Origin of the sequence: Streptomyces cacaoi, from assembly GCF_006539165.1 — a bacterium.
GTDB lineage: Bacteria > Actinomycetota > Actinomycetes > Streptomycetales > Streptomycetaceae > Streptomyces > Streptomyces cacaoi.
The window spans coordinates 1-17081 of record NZ_BJMM01000038.1 but is presented as its reverse complement, the minus strand read 5'-3'; the positions used below and the strand labels follow the sequence as shown (position 1 = coordinate 17081).

Sequence of the window (17081 nt, the reverse complement as noted above, 5' to 3'; positions counted from 1 at the left end):
GAGGCGTGTGAACGGGAAACTTAGCGAGGAGTACCGCTGACCGGAAGAGCTTGTCCAGAATCCGGTCCACGGACGCCCGTTTCACCGGAAACCTCCGGGAAACCTCCAGGGAACGCCCAGGGAACGTCCGGTTGATCTCCCGCTGATCTCCCCCTTCCCCTGGGCTCCCGGCCGTCCTCCCGTCGCTCTCCCCGGAAACGCACGGTGCGGGGCGAGGGTGTGACGATTCGGCGAAGGTGTGGCGGTTCAGCGCATCCGGGTTGCCCACTCGCGGACCTTGGCGATCCGGGCCTCGATCTGCCCCGCCGTCGCCTCCGCGCTCGGCGGGCCCCCGCACGCCCGGCGCAGCTCGTTGTGGATCACGCCGTGCGGCTTGCCGCTCTGGTGCACGTACGCACCCACCAGCGTGTTGAGCTGCTTGCGCTTCTCCAGCAGTTCCTTGTGCGTGACGACGGGGCGCCGCTCGGCCGGTACCTCCAGCAGATCGGCCTCGTCGTCGGGCTTCTTCCTGCTGTGCGCGATCTGCCGGGCCTGCCGCTTCTGGAGCAGCAGTTGCACCTGGTCGGGCTCCAGCAGGCCGGGGATGCCGAGGTAGTCCTGTTCCTCCTCGCTGCCCGGGTGCGCCTGCATACCGAACTCGGCGCCGTCGTACATGACCCGGTCGAAGACGGCGTCGGACTCCAGCGCCTCGAACGGCAGTTGGTCGCCGGTGTCCGCGTCCTCCTCGGACTGCTCCTGCTCGGCCTCCTTGAGCAGGTCCGCCTCCTCGGCGTACGGGTCGTCCTCCGTCTCCTTCTTCGGCTTGTCGAGGACGTGGTCGCGCTCGACCTCCATCTCGTTGGCGAAGCCGAGCAGGGTGGGGATCGTCGGCAGGAAGACGGAGGCGGTCTCGCCGCGCCGCCGGGAGCGGACGAAGCGGCCGATGGCCTGGGCGAAGAACAGCGGTGTGGAGACCGTCGTCGCGTACACGCCGACGGCCAGCCGCGGCACGTCGACGCCCTCGGACACCATGCGGACGGCGACCATCCAGCGGTCGTCGCCGTGCCGGAAGTCCTCGATGCGCTGGGAGGCGCCCGCGTCGTCGGAGAGGACGACGGTGGGCCCGGTGCCGGTGATCTCCCGCAGCAGCTTGGCGTAGGCGCGGGCCTGGTCCTGGTCGGAGGCGATGACGAGGCCGCCCGCGTCGGGCACGGCCTTGCGGACCTCGGTGAGCCGGTGGTCGGCGGCGCGCAGCACCGAGGGCATCCACTCGCCGCGCGGGTCCAGCGCGGTGCGCCACGCCTGCGAGATGGCGTCCTTGGTCATCGGCTCGCCGAGCCGGGCCTCGATCTCGTCGCCCGCCTTGGTGCGCCAGCGCATGTTGCCGCTGTAGGAGAGGAAGATGACGGGCCGCACGACGCCGTTGGCGAGGGCGTCGCCGTAGCCGTAGGTGTAGTCGGCGACGGAGCGGCGCACGCCCTCGGCGTCCTCGGCGTACTCCACGAACGGGATCGGGTTGGTGTCCGAGCGGAACGGGGTGCCGGTCAGCGCGAGGCGCCGGGTGGCCGGTTCGAACGCCTCCAGACACGCCTCGCCCCAGGAGCGGCTGTCGCCGGCGTGGTGGATCTCGTCGAGGATGACCAGGGTCTTGCGCTGCTCGACGCGGTTGCGGTGCAGCATCGGGCGCACGCCCACGCCCGCGTAGGTGAGCGCGACCCCGTGGTACTCCTTGCTCAACGGCCCCGCGCTGTAGTCCGGGTCGAGCTTGATCCCGACCCGTGCGGCGGCCTCGGCCCACTGCTTCTTGAGGTGCTCGGTCGGCGCGACGACGGTCACCTGCTGGACGACGTGGTGGTGGAGCAGCCAGGACGCCAGCGTCAGCGCGAACGTCGTCTTACCGGCGCCGGGCGTCGCGACGGCCAGGAAGTCGCGCGGCTGCCGCTCCAGATACGCGTCCATCGCCGCCTGCTGCCAGGCGCGCAGCTTGTTCGCCGTGCCCCAGGGGGCGCGGCCGGGGAAGGCGGGCGACAGGTGGGTGTTGTTGCTGGGGGTGGTGGGAGTGGTAGTCACGGTCTCCGATACCGGTCGGTTGCGTGGGACGGCCCGGACTGCCGGGGACGGCGCCAGGTCTGCGCAACGCGCCAGCCTACCCGCGCCCCGCGCCCGCCTCGTCCGGCCCCCGGAATCCCCCGCACACCCGCCGCCCCGGCCCGGTCTCCCCGGCCCACACGCCGCCGCCCCCGCCCGGGCCGGGCGGGGGCGGACCGGCCGGCCCGGGTTCAGGTGGTGAGCAGGACGCCGCCGTACGAGACGCCGGCGATCACCACCCAGGAGGCCAGGCCGAGCGTCGCCACCCGGCCGCCGGTGCGCGCCAGCGACGGCAGATGGACGGCGCTGCCGAGCCCGAACAGGGCCGCGGCCAGCAGGATCTCCTGGACCTGGCCCGCGCCGTCCAGCACGGCGGTGGGCAGCAGCCCCGTCGTCCGTACCGCGACCATCGCGAGGAACCCGAGGACGAACAGCGGTACGAGCGGCGGCCGCTTCCCCTCGGCGCCCGCACCTGCCGCGCCCTCAGCACCCACCGCGCCCTCAGCGCCCTCAGCGCCCGGTGCGCCGCCTTCCGCGCCCCCGGCGCCCTCCGCCGCCTGCGTCGCCGCCCGTGCGGCGGCCGCCTTCGCCGCCGCTCGCCGGCGCCGGCCCGCCACGACGACGGCGGCGACCAGCGGGGCCAGCAGCATCACCCGCATCAGCTTGACCAGCACGGCCTGGCCGAGCGCGTCCGGACCGGCCGTCTGCGCGGTGGCGACGACCTGGCCCACGTCGTGCACCCCGGCACCGACCCAGCGGCCGAACTGCGTCGCGTCCAGCCCGAGCGGGCCCTGGAGCAGCGGCAGTACGGCGATGGCGAGCGTCCCGCACAGGGTGACGAGGGCCACCGAGGTGGCGGTGTCCTCCTCGTCGCCCTCGTAGCCGTCGCGCACCTCGCTGACGGCGCCGATCGCGGAGGCACCGCAGATCGAGTAGCCGGTGGCGATCAGCAGCGGCTGGTCGCCGCGCAGCCCCAGCCTGCGGCCCAGCCACACCGTGCCGAAGAAGGTCGCGGTGACCACGACGGCCACCATCGCCACCGTCGCCCAGCCGAGCCCCAGCACGTCCCGCAGCCCCAGCTTCAGCCCGAGCAGGACGATGCCCAGCCGCATCAGCCGCTTCCCTGCGAGGGTCAGCCCCCGCCGCCCGGGGCCGCGCACCAGCCCGCGCAGTCCGGGCAGATGGGCGGCGAGGATGCCCAGCACGACGGCGGCCGTGAGCATCGGCACGGCCGGTACCAGCAGATGCACACCGGAGGCCACGGCGACCCCGAGCGCCGCCATGGCCAGCCCGGGCAGCCGGCTGGGGGCGCGCGGGGGCGTGCCGCCGGTGGCGGGCGCCGACGGCTCACGCGTGCCGGCGCGGTCCCCGAGCAGCGCCATCAGGCGTCGGCCGGCAGCTCGTAGACCCGGCGGACGCTGCTGCCCAGCCGGGATATGTCGGCGCCGTAGATGTGGATCGAGACCGCGAGGGACTCGCCGCCGTTCCACACCCGGTGGATGTCCCCGGGCGGCGCGAACCCGCACACCGAGCCCAGCGGGTTGACCACGTCCTCCGTCGCGACCAGCCGGGCGCTGTCCCCGGCCGCCTCGGCGGGCAGCAGCCGGTAGCGGCGCTCGTGCTCCTCGCCCTCGTGGACGCCCGTCACACACCAGGAGACGTGGTCGTGCACGGGAGTGCGCTGGCCGGGCAGCCACACCAGCGCGACGAGGGAGAAGCTGCCGTCCTGCTCGGCGTGCAGCAGGTGCTGCCGGTAGCGCTCCGGGTCCGGTTCGCGCTGGGCCGCGGTCAGCAGGTCGGCGGCTCCCAGGTGCGGGGCGAGCTTCTCCCCGACGAGGTAGGCGGTGACGTCCGGCGGCAGCCCGCGGCCGACCGCCTCGCGCACCTCGCCGACGAGGGTGCGCAGCCGTTCGGTCGCACGGACGGTGGGCGTATCGGTGGTAGCAGCCATAGGGGGAGCGTGACCCCGGCCACGTATCACGTCCAACGACGGTTTGTTGGGCCACTCCTCACAACCGCTTATGGATCGGGCCCGCCCCGTCCACCCCGGCGGGCCGCGGCCCGGCGGGCGCTCAGCAGCCGACCCGCCGCTCGGCCGCCGCGCGCAGCTCGTCCAGGACGAGGGACGTCGCCGGTATCTCCAGATGCTCGCGCAGCACGTACGCCGACACCTGGCGCCGGGACGCCGGGTCGAGCGCCCGGCCCGTGACCTTCTGGTGGACGAGGAACGACAGGACGAGCCCCGGCATCATCGCGATGCCCAGGCCCTCCGCGACGAGGCTCTGCACCACCAGGTTGTCGTCCGTCGTGAAGGCGATGTCCGGAGCGAAGCCCAACTCGGCGCACTCGTGCAGGAAGTTGGCCCGGCAGCGCAGACAGCCGGCGATCCACCGCTCGCCGGCCAGCTCAGCGAGCTTGACCGCGCGCCGCCGCGCCATCGGATGCCCCGTCGGCAGCAGCACCGTGAGCTGGTCCTCCAGCAGCGGGATCTCCACCAGCTCCTCGGGCACCTGTTCGTGCAGGCCGGGGTAGGTGAAGGCCAGCGTGATGTCGCACTCGCCCCGCACCACCCGGCGCAGCGACTCCGGCGGCTCCCCCTCCTGCAACTCGACCCTTATGCCCGGGTGCGCCGCCCCGAGCCGGGCCAGCGCCTCCGGGACGAGCGTCGCCGCCGCGCTGGGGAAGGCGCACACGCTGACCTTTCCCGCCCGCAGCCGGGTCAGCGAGGCCATCTGCTGCTGCGCGGTGCTGATGCTGTCCAGGATCGTCTCCGCGTGCCGCGACAGCGTCTCCCCGGCCTCCGTCAGCCGCATGCTGCGCCCGGCCCGGACGAACAGCGGCGTGCCCACCGCGCGCTCCAGCGCCTTCATCTGCTGGGTGATCGCGGGCTGGGTGTACCCGAGGGCGCGGGCTGCCGCGGAGTACGAGCCGCTCCGCACCACCTCGTGGAAGGTCCGGATGTGCCGGGAGTCGAACATGACAGCACCATAAGCGGATTTTGGGTTGCGCCAACCCGCCCCCGAGCAGCGCTTTTGGATCTTCGTCCGGGGCGGACGGCCGGACACCGGCCGACTCAGGCCGCCGACGGCTCCTTCGGGCGCAGCCGTCCCGCCACCAGCACGCCCCCGAGCGCGACGACGGCCGAGACGGCGTACACCGCGACGAACGCGCTCGGCTGCCCGCCGTCCGCACCCTGCGCGGTGTGGCCCGCCCCGACGGTCACCGAGCCGCCGCCCAGCGAGGTGAACACCGCTCCGGTCGCCGCCAGCAGCAGCACGTTCGACAAGCCGTCGCACAGCTGGAGCGCGGCGGAGTTGCGGCCCGTCTCCTCGGGCGCCGACAGCTGGAGCAGCAGCACGCTCAGCGAGGAGATCACCAGCCCCATGCCGAAACAGCCGACCGCCATACCGGCGGCGAGCGTCCACACCGGCACCGAGGGCACCAGCACCACCGGCGCGTACACGAGCGAGAAGGTGACGAACACCATGCCGAACCGGGCCAGCGACTGCCGCCGGTCGTCCATACCCGGACGGGACTGCACAAAGGAGCCGAGCGCCCAACTGGCCCCGCCCGCCGCGAGCGTGAGCCCCGCCATCGTCACCGACAGCCCCCGCTGGGTGACGAGCATGAGCGGGACGAAGCTCTCGGCGACGATGTACGAACCGGCCGCCATACCGCGCAGCAGCACCACCGTCGGCAGTCCGCGCGCCGCCCGCAGCGTGCCCCGCGGCAGCAGCGCCCGCACCGACGGCACGAGCAGGGCCAGCCCGGCCGCGGCCGGCACCAGCGCCACCAGCCGCAGATCCTGGCTGGCGTACTGGAGCAGCCCGGCGCCCACGGCCACGGCGATCGCCAGCCGGATCCGCCGCCGGTCCTCCTCGGCGCTCTCGGCGCTGCGCTCCCCCGCGCCCGGGGGCGGCCCGGACGCCTTGCGCCGCAGCGGCGGCAGCATCACCACGAGCGGCAGCACCACCAGCACCGGTATCCCCAGGAACACCCAGCGCCAGCCGAGCTGTTGGGTGACGGTCCCCGAGATCAGCGGCCCGACGACCGACGGCACCACCCACGAGGCCGCGAACGCCGCCAGCACCTTCGGCCGCACCGACGCGGGAAACGCCCGGCTCACCGTGACGTACAGCGAGACGATCACCAGCCCGCCGCCGATGCCCTGCACCGCACGGCCCAGCACGAAGATCCACATGGAGACCGCCGTCCCGGACAGCACCAGCCCGCCGGCGAACGCCCCGATCCCCGTCATCAGCGGCGGCAGCGGGCCCCGCCGGTCGCACCACTGCCCGGAGACGACCATGCCCACCACCGACGTCGTGAAGAACGCCGAGAACGCGTACGGGTAGAGCCCGATCCCGTTCAACTCGTCGGCCGCCACCGGCATCGCCGTCCCCACCGCGGTCGCCTCGAACGCGATCAGCAGCACGACGGAGACGATCCCCAGCGTCAGCGCCCGGTGCGGCCGGCTCAGCGCCGTCTCCTTCCGCGCCCCGCCGGCACCGTCGGCCGCCTGCGCCTCGACCGCCGCCCGCGCTTTCGCCTCCGGGCCGGCCGCACCGTCCCCTGCCCCGCGCGGCTCCGGCCCCGCACCTGCCGTCCGGGCCCCGCCCGTATCACCCTCGTCGAAAGCACCCATGCGCCCAACGTAAGAGCCCGGCCCCCCTCGCACCACCTACGCAGTACGGACCTCCCTGGGCCGCTGGTCCTAGACATCCGCACCACCCCCGCTCACCGGCCGAATCCGCGGCCGCACAGCCGGTCACCGACCGGCTGTGCGAGGATGCGCGACGGGCGACCACCGACACGCACAGCGACCAACTCGGGGGGCGGACAATGCGGTTGCGCGACCTCGTGCGCACCGAGGCGGCGGCAGAGACACCGCACGCGGAACGACTGGCAGCAGCGCAGGCGGTCCGCGTGTACTTCCAGCGCCCCGAACGGCCGGGTTTCCTGGTCTCCGAAACCGAAGACGGCCCCGTCGTCCCGGTGTTCAGCTCGCTGGAGGGTTTGGCACGCTTCGCAGGAGCATGCGCCTGGGCTTCCACGACCGTCGGCGACCTGACGCAGCTGCTGCCGCTGGGGGTACGTGCGCTGGTGGACCCCCTGGAACCGCACGCCTTTCTCCTGGGGAACGCGGCTGCCCGTGACACGACGGAAGATCGGACACCAACGGAAGCCACGCCGCCGCGAGGAGAGACCGAGTGAGCGACATCGGACAGCAGGGCGGAACGGGGGAGTGGAAGCCCGGGGACGGCTACAAGATTCAGATCTCTTCGGTACGCAAGATCTTGAAACCTCTGGAGGAGTCCGTCGTCGCAGCGCGGAAGATCAAGGACGACTGGAAGCCGATGGCGGAGAACATCAACACCTCCGCCACGATCGACATCGTCTCCTCGGCCAAAGGCATGCTCTCCTCGTGGGGGTACGGCATGGGGAGGGTCGCCGAACACACGGACACCGTGGTGAAGACCCTCCATCAGGTGCTCGTCGCCTACATGATGGCCGACCTGCTGGGGATCAAGAACTTCGAGCCGACGGCCGACAACATGGCGAAGCTGCCCTTCGGCGAAGCCGGGATCAAGGCATGGCAACAGGGCAGCCGACCCCACTTCGACCCCGCGCCGGACATCTACCAGGAACCCTGGATGGACGACGACGGGTCCGAGAGCCCCAAAGAAGCCGGCGGCGCCGGGCCCGGGAACTGGCAGGACGTCCCTCGGAACCCGCGCCAGCGCTACGACGGCGGTTGGGAGACCGACGGCGGTGACAAGGTGCCGATGGCATGACTTCCAAGGACGCGACGCAGGGCAACATAGGCGGTGGCCAGGTCGAACGCATACCGCCGAACGCCGAGCCCGAGGACGTCATCATCGGCAAGCCGTCCGACATCGACGACCTGGTCGTCAAACTCCGCGCCTACGCCGGCGCTTTCGAGGACGGCAAGGCACAGCTGGACGTCCTCGCCACGAAGAACTGGACCGGCGCCGGTTCGGACAGCTTCGAGCACGCCCTCGCGAAGCTTCCGAAGGAACTGGATTCGGCGAAGGCTTGGTTCGAAGCAGCAGCCAACGCCCTCGATGCGTACGCGGACAAGCTCCGCTCCGTCCACAAACGGGTCAAGCCGATCATCGCGGACGCGGACGCGGCCCGGGCGACCTCGAAACGGCACTGGAAAGAAGTCGGCGAATACAACGAGGCTGTCGACCGCAGGGACGATCCTCTGCCGGACCGGCCCCCGGACGACGATCCGGGGATCGCCGCGCTGGAGGACTGCTACCGCCGTCTGGACAGGTTGGAGACGGAGCTCCAAGGGGTCGTCGATGCCGCCAAGGGCAAACTCGACAAGGCAGCGAAGAAAGCGCCCGATCAGCCCCCGGGGCTCAAGGGCGCAGATGCGGTGAAAAAGCACGGTCAGGACTTCCTCCTGGGGATGGGTGACTCCGCCCTGGAGACCTTCAAGAACGCCGAGTTCTTCATCGAGGACGGGCCGGGCGGGGCCGGGCTCCAGTTGGCGAACATGGCGGACGGCGCGGCGTATGCGGTCCAGCACCCGAAGGAGTTCGCCAAGGCCGTCAGCAATTGGGAGGAATGGCAGCGCAACCCGGCCCGAGCCGGGGGCCATCTCACCGCGGACATGCTGCTCGCGCTGGCGATGGGACCGGCGGGTGCCGGGCGCCGCGGCCTGACTCGAGGCATGTCACCCGGAAAACGGCTAGCGGCCCGCGAGAAGGCGTTGCGCCGGGACGGGAGCGCGCGCAAACGCGGAGACACTTCGGACGGCCCGCACCGGGAGGACGGTCAGAAGACCAAGGAAGGCGAACCGGTCGATGTCGCGACCGGGGAAATGGTCATGGCGGCGACGGATGTGAGCCTGCCCGGCTCTCTCCCGCTCGTCCTGGACCGCCACTACGTCTCCGGGCACCCATGCGGTGGCTGGTTCGGCCCCACCTGGGCGGCGACGCTCGATCAGCGTCTCGAACTCGACGAGGCCGGGGCCGTCTTCGTCGGGCACGACGGCATCGTGCTGACCTACCCCGTCCCCGAGCCCGGCGTCGCCACGCTCCCCACCGCGGGCCCTCGCTGGCCACTGCTGTGGGACGGCACCCCTGAGAGCACCGTCACCCTCACCATCCCGGACAAGAACCGCGCCCTGCACTTCGCGCCGCTCCCGGTGAGCGGACGCGAACTGGCCCTCGCCGCGATCACGGACCGCACCGGCGAGGGTGACCGCATCGAAGTCAGTTACGACAACGCAGGCGCTCCCGTCGCCATCAGCCACTCCGGCGGTTATCACATCGCCATCGACACCGACGCGGCCTTGCACCGGATCACCGCCCTGCGTCTCCTCCACGGGGAGAACCACGAGCGCAGCACCCGGCTCGTCTCCTACGGCTACGACGACTCGGGCAATCTGACGGAAGTCCTCAACTCCACCGGTCTGCCGCTACGGTTCAGCTACGACGACGAGCACCGCATCACCAGCTGGACCGACCGCAACGGCACCTCGTACGCGTACGTGTACGACCACCGGGGGCGCGTGCTGCGAGGAATCGGCCCCCAGGGAGCCCTGTCCGGCCGCTTCCACTACGACCCGGCCGGCCGCACGACCTCCTACACGGACTCCCAGGGCAACACCACCACCTACGTCTTCAACGAAGCATGCCAACTCGTCGAGAAGACGGATCCGCTCGGCAACACCACCCGCACCGTCTGGGACGAGGCCGGGCGCAACCCCGTGTCCGTCACCGATCCGCTCGGCCACACGACGCGCTACCGGTACGACAGCGAAGAAAACCTCGCAGCCGTCGAGCGGCCGGACGGCACGGTCATCGAGGCAATCCACGACGCCCGGGGCCTGCCCGTGGAGATCCGTGATCCGGCCGGTGGCACATGGCGCCACACTTACGACGGCCGCGGCGCCCGCACCTCGACCACCGACCCGACCGGTGCGACGACGCACTACACCTACGGACCCGGTGGTCACCTCACCGCCGTCACCGATCCACTCGGCAACACGACGACGGTCACCACCGACGCGGCGGGCCTCCCGATCGCGCTCACCGACGCTCTCGGCGCCACCACCCTCGTACGCCGTGGCCCGCACGGCCGAATCACCGCCGTCACCGACCCGTTGGGCAACACCACCCGCCAGGGCTGGACCATCGAGGGCAAGCCGGCCTGGCGGGAACACCCGGACGGTGCCCGCGAGGAGTGGAAGTGGGACGGCGAAGGCAACCTCGTCTCGCACACGGACGAGGCTGGTAACACCACGCGCTACTCCCCCACCTACTTCGACCTCGTCGCCACCCGGACCGACCCGGACGGTGCCCATTACACCTTCGACTACGACACCGAATTACGGCTCATATCGGTCACCAACCCCCAAGGGAAACACTGGCGTTACGACTACGACGCGGCAGGCCGTCTCGTCTCCGAGACCGACTTCACCGGCGCGACCCGCACCTACACGCTCGACGCCGCAGGCCGCCTCACGGCCCGAACCAACGCTCTCGGCGAAACGCTCCGGTACAGCTACGACGCGATGGGCCGCCCGGTCACCCAGGTCGACGAGTCCACAGGCGAGGCGACGGCCTACACCTACGACGCCAACGGTGAGCTCGTCCACGCAGCCGGCGCCGGCACCGAGCTGTCCCTGGAAAGGGACCCGGCGGGCCGGCTGACCAAGGAAACCGTCAACGGCGCGACGACCACATTCGGCTACGACGCGGCAGGCAACCGCGTTCGCCGCACCACCCCGTCCGGTCTGACGTCCACGTGGACACACGATGCGACCGGCCGCCCGGTCACGCTCACCACGGCATGGACCGGCTCCTCGGACGTGGACTCCCACAGCCTCGCCTTCACCTATGACGCAGCCGGCCGGGAGACCCGCCGCAGTGTCGGAGACCTCGGCCTCACCCGGTCCTGGGACGCCCGAGCCCGTCTCAGGTCGGAGACCGCCACGACCGTGACCGGTGATCTCCTCCAACACCGCTCCTACGCTTACCGTCCCGACGGCTACGTCACAGAGATCCGCGAACTCACCTCCGGGACCCGCAACTTCTCGCTCGACTCACAGGGCAGAGTCACCGCTGTCCAGGCGCACGGCTGGACCGAGAAGTACGCCTACGACACCGTCGGAAACCAGACCCACGCCACCGCCCCGGCCCATCCAGACCCCGGGGACCGCCACTACGAGGGCACCCTTCTCCGCGCGTCCGGCCGCACGAGCTACAGCTACGACGCGGCCGGGCGCCTCACCCGCCGCACCCGGAAACTCCTCAACGGGCAGACCCGCACCTGGACCTACACCTGGAACGCCCAGGACCAACTGACCCGTGCGACGAATCCCCGGGGAGAGGTGTGGACGTACACCTACGACCCCCTCGGCCGTCGCACGGCCAAAACGGGTCCAACCGACGCCGACCTCCTCACCTTCGCCTGGGACGGAACCCGCCTCGCCGAACAGTCCTCCCCCAACGGCTCCACCACCTGGGACTACGCCCCGGGCACACACCGCCCCCTCACCCAGACCGACCGCGAACTCGGTGTGACGCGCTTCCACGCTGTCCTCACGGACCTCACGGGCACCCCCACCGAACTCCTCACCCCGGCCGGCGAGGTGACCTGGCGACACCGCACAACCCTCTGGGGCACCCCACTCCCGAGCCCACCGAATCCCACAACCACCAGCTGCCCCCTCCGCTTCCCCGGCCAGTACGCGGACCAGGAAACGGGTCTCAACTACAACTTCTCCCGCTACTACGATCCGGAGACGGGGCGGTACCTGTCGGCGGACCCGTTGGGGCTGTCTCCCGGGCCCCATCCGTACGGCTATGTGGGAAATCCTCTCGGTCGAGTCGATGTCCTCGGGAGGGAAGGTTGTCCCGCGGACGGGAAGTCAAACCGGGACCGTCCTCCTGTTGAGGGAGACACCAACTACATTGTGGACAACCCGGCGAATCCAGCGGACACCATCACGGATATCGATCGCATCGAAAACGGAACCCTGTGGGAGGAGAAGAGCGCAACAGGACAGAATCCGAACATGAAGATCGACCCTTGGGTGAACAAGCATGTCTTCAAGAAACTTGACGCCTACGTACGTGCCAGGTCACACCTTCCGGGCTGGGAAAACGCCCCCATTGGACTCAGCTTCGTCGAACCCGGGGCAACGCCGACCTTCCGACGCGCAGTAGAATCAGCGGTCGCAGCATGGCAGCAAAACAATCCCGGCGTAGAAGTACGAATAAGGTGGGCAGATTGAGTTGCTACTTCAACGTCTCCGGGACGGACGTCTGGAACCCGTCGAACTCCGTCGCCGAACTCTATGTGGGGCAGGTTCATGGGATCGCCGGGCTGTTCGGCGGGGAATCCGGTGTCGGCGACATCGTGGACGACGAATGCGCAATCACCCTCGGCGAGTTCGCCGGGTTCACAGAGGAGCTGTGCAGGAGATATCTGGGAAGCAATAATCCCGCGCTCCGGTCACTGGAGAAGGGAGCGGTGCTGATCTCGGTGGCTCTGCTGGAACGCGCAGGGGGCCACGGCGGGCGGGAAAGCGTGAGCGCCGTGTGGGAGCAGCACAGGGACGAGTTGCTCTGCCTGCTGGGCAGCATGCCGGAGGGCTGACCGGTACCACTGAGGCGGACTGCCGCGCCGGGAAGCCGGATGAGCACGCCGCGCAAGGCGACGGCTCCAGAAAAGGCTCACTCCGTCACCAAGCGGACGATGGCCAGGGCGCCGATGAGGACGATGACGGTGCGGAGGGCGGTCGGGGGGAGTCTGCGGCCGATCTTGGCGCCGAGGAGGCCGCCCAGGGTGGAGCTGGCGGCGATGAGGCCGACGACGGGCCAGCTGATCGGGGCGACGAAGGCGTAGATGAGGCCCGCCACCAGGTTGACGATGGCGCTGAGCAGGTTCTTGAAGCCGTTGAGCCGCTGGAGCGGATCGGACAGCATCAGGCCCATCACGCCGACGAGCATGATGCCCTGCGCGGCCGTGAAGTAGCCGCCGTAGATGCCGATGAGGAAGATCAGGGCGTAGAGCAGCGGCCCCGAACGGGCGGTGCCGTCCCGGGACTTCAGGCGTTTGGCGACGAACGGCTGGACGACGACGAGGACGAGCGAGAGGCCGACGAGCACGGGCACGATGGCCTCGAACGCGTCGTGCGGCAGCGACAGCAGCAGCACCGTCCCGCCGATGGCGCCGAAGAACGAGGCGATGCCGTAGCGGACGAGACGGCCGCGCTGGCCGGTGAGTTCGTGGCGGTAGCCCCACGCGCCGGTGAAGGAGCCGGTGATGAGGCCGATGGCGTTGGAGGTCGTCGCCGTGACGGGCGGATAGCCGAGGGCGACGAGCACCGGGAAGGTCACCAGAGTTCCCGAGCCCACCACGGTGTTGATCGTCCCGGCCCACAGTCCCGCGAACGCGATCAGCGCGCACTCCCACCACTCCATGGGCAGGACCCTACGGGTTGGTTGCCAGGTACACGATCCGCGTTCGTTCCGCGGAACGGGCCGCGCACGGCTGTGCGTACGGGCCGCCGGGCGGAGGCGGGGCGGGTCACCGGGAGGTGGCGCGGACCAGCAGGAGGGCGACGTCGTCCTCGTTGTCGGAGGGGCGGGCCCGGGCCAGCAGATGGTCGGTGAAGGGTCCCAGGGGGCGGTGTGCCAGATAGGCGGCGTGCCGCCGCAGTTCCTCCATACCGTGTTCCAGGGAATGGGCCGGGGACTCGATCAGGCCGTCCGTGTAGAGCAGGAGCGTGGAGCCGGGCGGCATCTCGACGGTGGCGTCGGGCCGGCCCTCCTGGTCCCCGGCGCCCAGGAGCACGTCGTGCCCGTCGTTCAGATAGCGGGCCAGCCCGTCCCGGCTGATCAGCAGCGGCGGCGGGTGGCCGGCGTTCGTCCAGGACAGCTGGCAGGTGCCGTCGTCGGCCACGGTCAGCCGGGCGAGGACGAGGGTGGCCATGGACGGCTCGGCGATGTGCTGTGCCGCCTCGTCGAGCCACTCGACGATCCGGCTGGGCGGGCCCTGCTGCGACCACGTGTAGGCGCGGAGCATGTTGCGCAGCTGTGCCATACCGGCCGCGGCGTCGAGGTCGTGTCCGACGACGTCGCCGACGGCCAGGGCCATGGCGCCGTCGGGCAGGGTGAAGGCGTCGTACCAGTCGCCGCCGACCTGAGAGGCGTCCGGGGCGGCCAGATACCGGGCGGCCATCTCCAGTTCGGGCACCCGGGGCAGCTGGGGCAGCAGATGGTGCTGCATGGTCTCGGCGACCTTGCGCTGCCGCTGGTAGAGGCGGGCGTTGTCCAGGGAGAGCCCCGCCCGCCGTGCGATGTCCTCGACCAGCGTGATGTCGGACGCCGTGAACGGCTCCTGACGTTCGGAACGGCCCAGGGTCAGCGCGCCGAGCACCTTGCGCAGCCGGGGAATCGGGGCGATGACGGCCGAGTGCATGCCCGTGGCCTCGAACAGACGGCGCTGTTCGACGGCGATGCCGGAGTCGGGCGGCCCGGCGTAGGTCTCGGGCCCCGCCAGGGCCGACGCGGCGCCGCGCAGCGCCCGGGAGAGCGGCATCGGGGACTCCTGGGGCACCGGCGGCATGGGCCCCTCCAGGTCCTCCCGGGAGACCACCTCGCCGTCCTCGGCGTGGACGACGGCGTAGCGCCACACCTGGTCGCGCTCGGTGATCACATCGACCACGACCCAGTCGGCGAGGCGGGGTGCCAGGAGGGCCACCAGCCGGCGCACGGCCTCCTCGACCTCCAGCGTCGCGGACAGCTGCGTCGTCGTCTCGGCCAGCAGGGCCAGCCGCTCCCGCTCGGACAGCGGCCTGTGGTGGGGCTCCGGCCCGGCCGGCGGTTCCTCGCCCACGGGGTGGAAGAGCACGATCGTGGTGCCGGCGCCGTCCCCGGTGTCGCAGGGCGTGGCCAGCCAGGCCACCGGGGCCAGCGTGCCGTCGCCGCGCTCCAGCCACGCCTCGTCGCCCTGCGCCGTACGGCCGGCCAGTTCGGCCTCCCGGAAGCGGCACTGGGTGCGCGGCACGGACTCACCGTTGCGGGTGCGGTGCAGCAGATCGTGCGCGTCCTGGCCGAGCAGGTCCGCGGGTGGCCGGCCCAGCAGCTCCTCCGCCCGGTGGTTGACGCCGATGATGCAGCCGCGCTCGTCCGAGACGTAGGCGGCGCTGCCCAGGGAGTCCAGCAGGTTCTCCGCCCCCGGCGAGGCCACCTCGGTGCGGTCGGTGGACCGCCCGCCGCCCGCCTGTACCCCTTCCGTCACCTCGTCCATGTCGTCGGGGCCCCTCATGCCTGCCTCCCGTGCCGCCTCCCGCGCCCGGCGGCGGCCGGCGCCCGGCCGGGGTGGTGTCCTGCCATGCCCTCCGGGGTTCCCCGCGGGGCGGAGGTGACGCGTGGGGCGTACCGGAGCCGGGGCGCGCGCCGCGCGAGGGGCGTGCGTGTGCGGAGGCCGTGCCCGGGTCCCTCCCGGAAGGCCGGACGCCGGATGCCGTGCTCCGGGCTCCGGGCTCCGGGCTCCGGGCTCCGGGCTCCGGGCTCCGGGAGGGACGGTCGTGCGCCGGTCCTCGGCGAGGGCCGGGTCAGCCCTTCACGAGGGCCATGTAGGTGTCCCAGTCCCAGTGCGGGCCGGGGTCGGTGTGGTCGTTACCGGGGGCCTCGCTGTGGCCGATGATGTGCTCACGGTCCTTGGGGATGCCGTGTGCGTCGGCCAGATGACGGGTCAGGGCCGCCGAGGAGCGGTACATGGCGTCCGTGAACCAGGACGGATCGTCGATGTAGCCCTCGTGCTCGATGCCGAGGGAGGAGGCGTTGGCGCTGCGCGCGTGGTAGGCGGTGTCGGCGTCCCGCACCATCTGGGTCACCTCGCCGTCCGAGGAACGGACGACGTAGTGGGCGCTCACCTGCGCCTCCGGGTTCTGGAACCAGCTGATGGACCCCGCGTACGAGCCCTGGGTGACATGGATGACGATCTTGTCCAGCTTCTCCGCCCGGCCCGCGCTGAAGTTGTTGCCGTCCGCCGGGACCCACTTCGCGTCGGGGAAGTCCTCGCTCTTCGTGCCGAGCCCGGCCGCCGAGACCCCGGACCGGTCCGGCCGGAGACTCCCGTGCGCGGACACGGCCACGCGTTCGCCGTCCGGCGTGGTGGCGCGCAGCCCCTTCTTCAGGAAGCGGTACACGGTGTCGGCGTACAGCCGGGCCGTGCCGCCCCGTGCGCCGCTGTACCGGGCGACGGCCGGGTACCAGGCGCCGAGGTCGTCGCGGTCGCCGGCGTCCAGCCCGAGCTTGTCCGCGTGGGCCCGCAGGACGGCTGCGCCGCCGTGGATGTTGGCGTCGGTGTTCCGCCGCAGCCGGGCGACGGATTCGCCGGTGAGCCGTGCGGCCTGTTCGAGCGTGTGCCGGGACGGGTTGCTGACCAGGTGCATGACGCCGTAGCCGTTCGCCTGGCTGGGCTTGCCGGCGTGGCCGTCGAAGTGGGTCTCGCCGTAGCCGACGGCGGCGAGGACGTCGCGCGGGACGTCGTACGCGTCGGCGGCGGACGCCAGGGAGGCGTTCAGCGAGCGGGTGCCGGTGCGGTCCGGCTGTTCCGGGGTGGCGTCGGCGCCCGCGGCCGTGACGAGCAGGGCCGCTGTCGCGGCGAGGACCGTGGCCGCGGCGGTCGCCGTCGTGGCCGTGCGGGGGATTCTGGTGCGGGGGCCGGTGCGGTCGGACATGGGGGCTCCTCGGTGTGGGGGGATGGAGCGGGTCTGCCGTGCCGGTTGGCTGGTTGGCCGGTTACCGTACCGAGGGTGGTGCGGGCATGACAATGGTTTGTCTACGCGCGTCTCCCTGCGTCTCGCTGCCCGCTCTGGGTACCCTCGCCCCTCTGCGTCCTTCTGGTCGGCTTTCGCGCCGTCGTGGTTTCTCGTCTTTGTCCGGGCTTCGCCGCTGTTCCTTTGCTTGGTCTGTGTGTGGCGCGCCTTTTGGTTCGTCTGGTTGGCTCGCTTTTTT

The 17081-nt window shown here is 71.4% G+C and carries 11 protein-coding genes and 1 pseudogene; 4 read left to right on the top strand and 8 right to left on the bottom strand.

The window, feature by feature from the left end:
- Positions 1-246 precede the first annotated feature (246 nt).
- From SCA03_RS26670 to SCA03_RS26650, 5 genes are all read right to left on the bottom strand, one after another.
- Positions 247-2049 carry a DEAD/DEAH box helicase gene (locus SCA03_RS26670; RefSeq protein ID WP_030889465.1) on the bottom strand — a complete coding sequence of 601 codons (1803 nt, stop codon included), beginning with the start codon at positions 2047-2049 and terminating at the stop codon, positions 247-249.
- 209 nt (positions 2050-2258) lie between these two features.
- Positions 2259-3449 (bottom strand): YeiH family protein, encoded by a 1191-nt coding sequence (locus tag SCA03_RS26665; protein ID WP_086814619.1) that lies wholly within the window; start codon positions 3447-3449, stop codon positions 2259-2261.
- Positions 3449-4018 carry a cysteine dioxygenase family protein gene (locus tag SCA03_RS26660; protein ID WP_030889459.1) on the bottom strand — a complete coding sequence of 190 codons (570 nt, stop codon included), beginning with the start codon at positions 4016-4018 and terminating at the stop codon, positions 3449-3451. Before SCA03_RS26660 ends, SCA03_RS26665 begins: the two co-directional genes overlap by 1 nt.
- Positions 4019-4139: 121 nt before the next feature.
- Complete coding sequence (locus SCA03_RS26655; protein WP_030889456.1) at positions 4140-5045, bottom strand: LysR family transcriptional regulator; 906 nt, start codon at positions 5043-5045, stop codon at positions 4140-4142.
- A gap of 95 nt (positions 5046-5140) precedes the next feature.
- Complete coding sequence (locus SCA03_RS26650; protein ID WP_086814618.1) at positions 5141-6712, bottom strand: MFS transporter; 1572 nt, start codon at positions 6710-6712, stop codon at positions 5141-5143.
- A gap of 197 nt (positions 6713-6909) precedes the next feature.
- Between SCA03_RS26650 and SCA03_RS26645 the strand changes: the two genes are divergently transcribed.
- Genes SCA03_RS26645 through SCA03_RS26630 form a run of 4 tightly spaced genes read left to right on the top strand, consistent with a single transcriptional unit; the run spans position 6910 to position 12708 of the window.
- Positions 6910-7281 (top strand): SseB family protein, encoded by a 372-nt coding sequence (locus tag SCA03_RS26645; protein ID WP_051846276.1) that lies wholly within the window; start codon positions 6910-6912, stop codon positions 7279-7281.
- Positions 7278-7862: a hypothetical protein gene (locus SCA03_RS26640; protein WP_030889447.1), complete on the top strand. Its 585-nt coding sequence runs from the start codon at positions 7278-7280 to the stop codon at positions 7860-7862. Before SCA03_RS26645 ends, SCA03_RS26640 begins: the two co-directional genes overlap by 4 nt.
- A complete protein-coding gene (locus tag SCA03_RS26635) occupies positions 7859-12343 on the top strand; it encodes a DUF6531 domain-containing protein (protein WP_086814617.1) in 4485 nt (1494 codons plus the stop codon). The genes SCA03_RS26640 and SCA03_RS26635 overlap by 4 nt, the downstream gene beginning before the upstream one ends.
- A complete protein-coding gene (locus SCA03_RS26630; RefSeq protein WP_086814616.1) occupies positions 12340-12708 on the top strand; it encodes a DUF6086 family protein in 369 nt (122 codons plus the stop codon). Before SCA03_RS26635 ends, SCA03_RS26630 begins: the two co-directional genes overlap by 4 nt.
- Before the next feature lie 77 nt (positions 12709-12785).
- On the opposite strand, the gene SCA03_RS26625 is transcribed toward SCA03_RS26630, so the two are convergent.
- From SCA03_RS26625 to SCA03_RS26615, 3 genes and pseudogenes are all read right to left on the bottom strand, one after another.
- Positions 12786-13535, bottom strand: a complete 750-nt coding sequence (locus tag SCA03_RS26625) for a sulfite exporter TauE/SafE family protein (RefSeq protein ID WP_030891499.1) — start codon at positions 13533-13535, stop codon at positions 12786-12788.
- Positions 13536-13641: 106 nt separating this feature from the next.
- On the bottom strand, positions 13642-15384 hold the full coding sequence (locus tag SCA03_RS26620) for a SpoIIE family protein phosphatase (RefSeq protein ID WP_230988929.1): 1743 nt from the start codon (positions 15382-15384) through the stop codon (positions 13642-13644).
- Between the two features lie 292 nt (positions 15385-15676).
- Positions 15677-16804, bottom strand: a pseudogene (locus tag SCA03_RS26615) (N-acetylmuramoyl-L-alanine amidase); the annotation flags it as partial.
- Positions 16805-17081 lie beyond the last annotated feature (277 nt).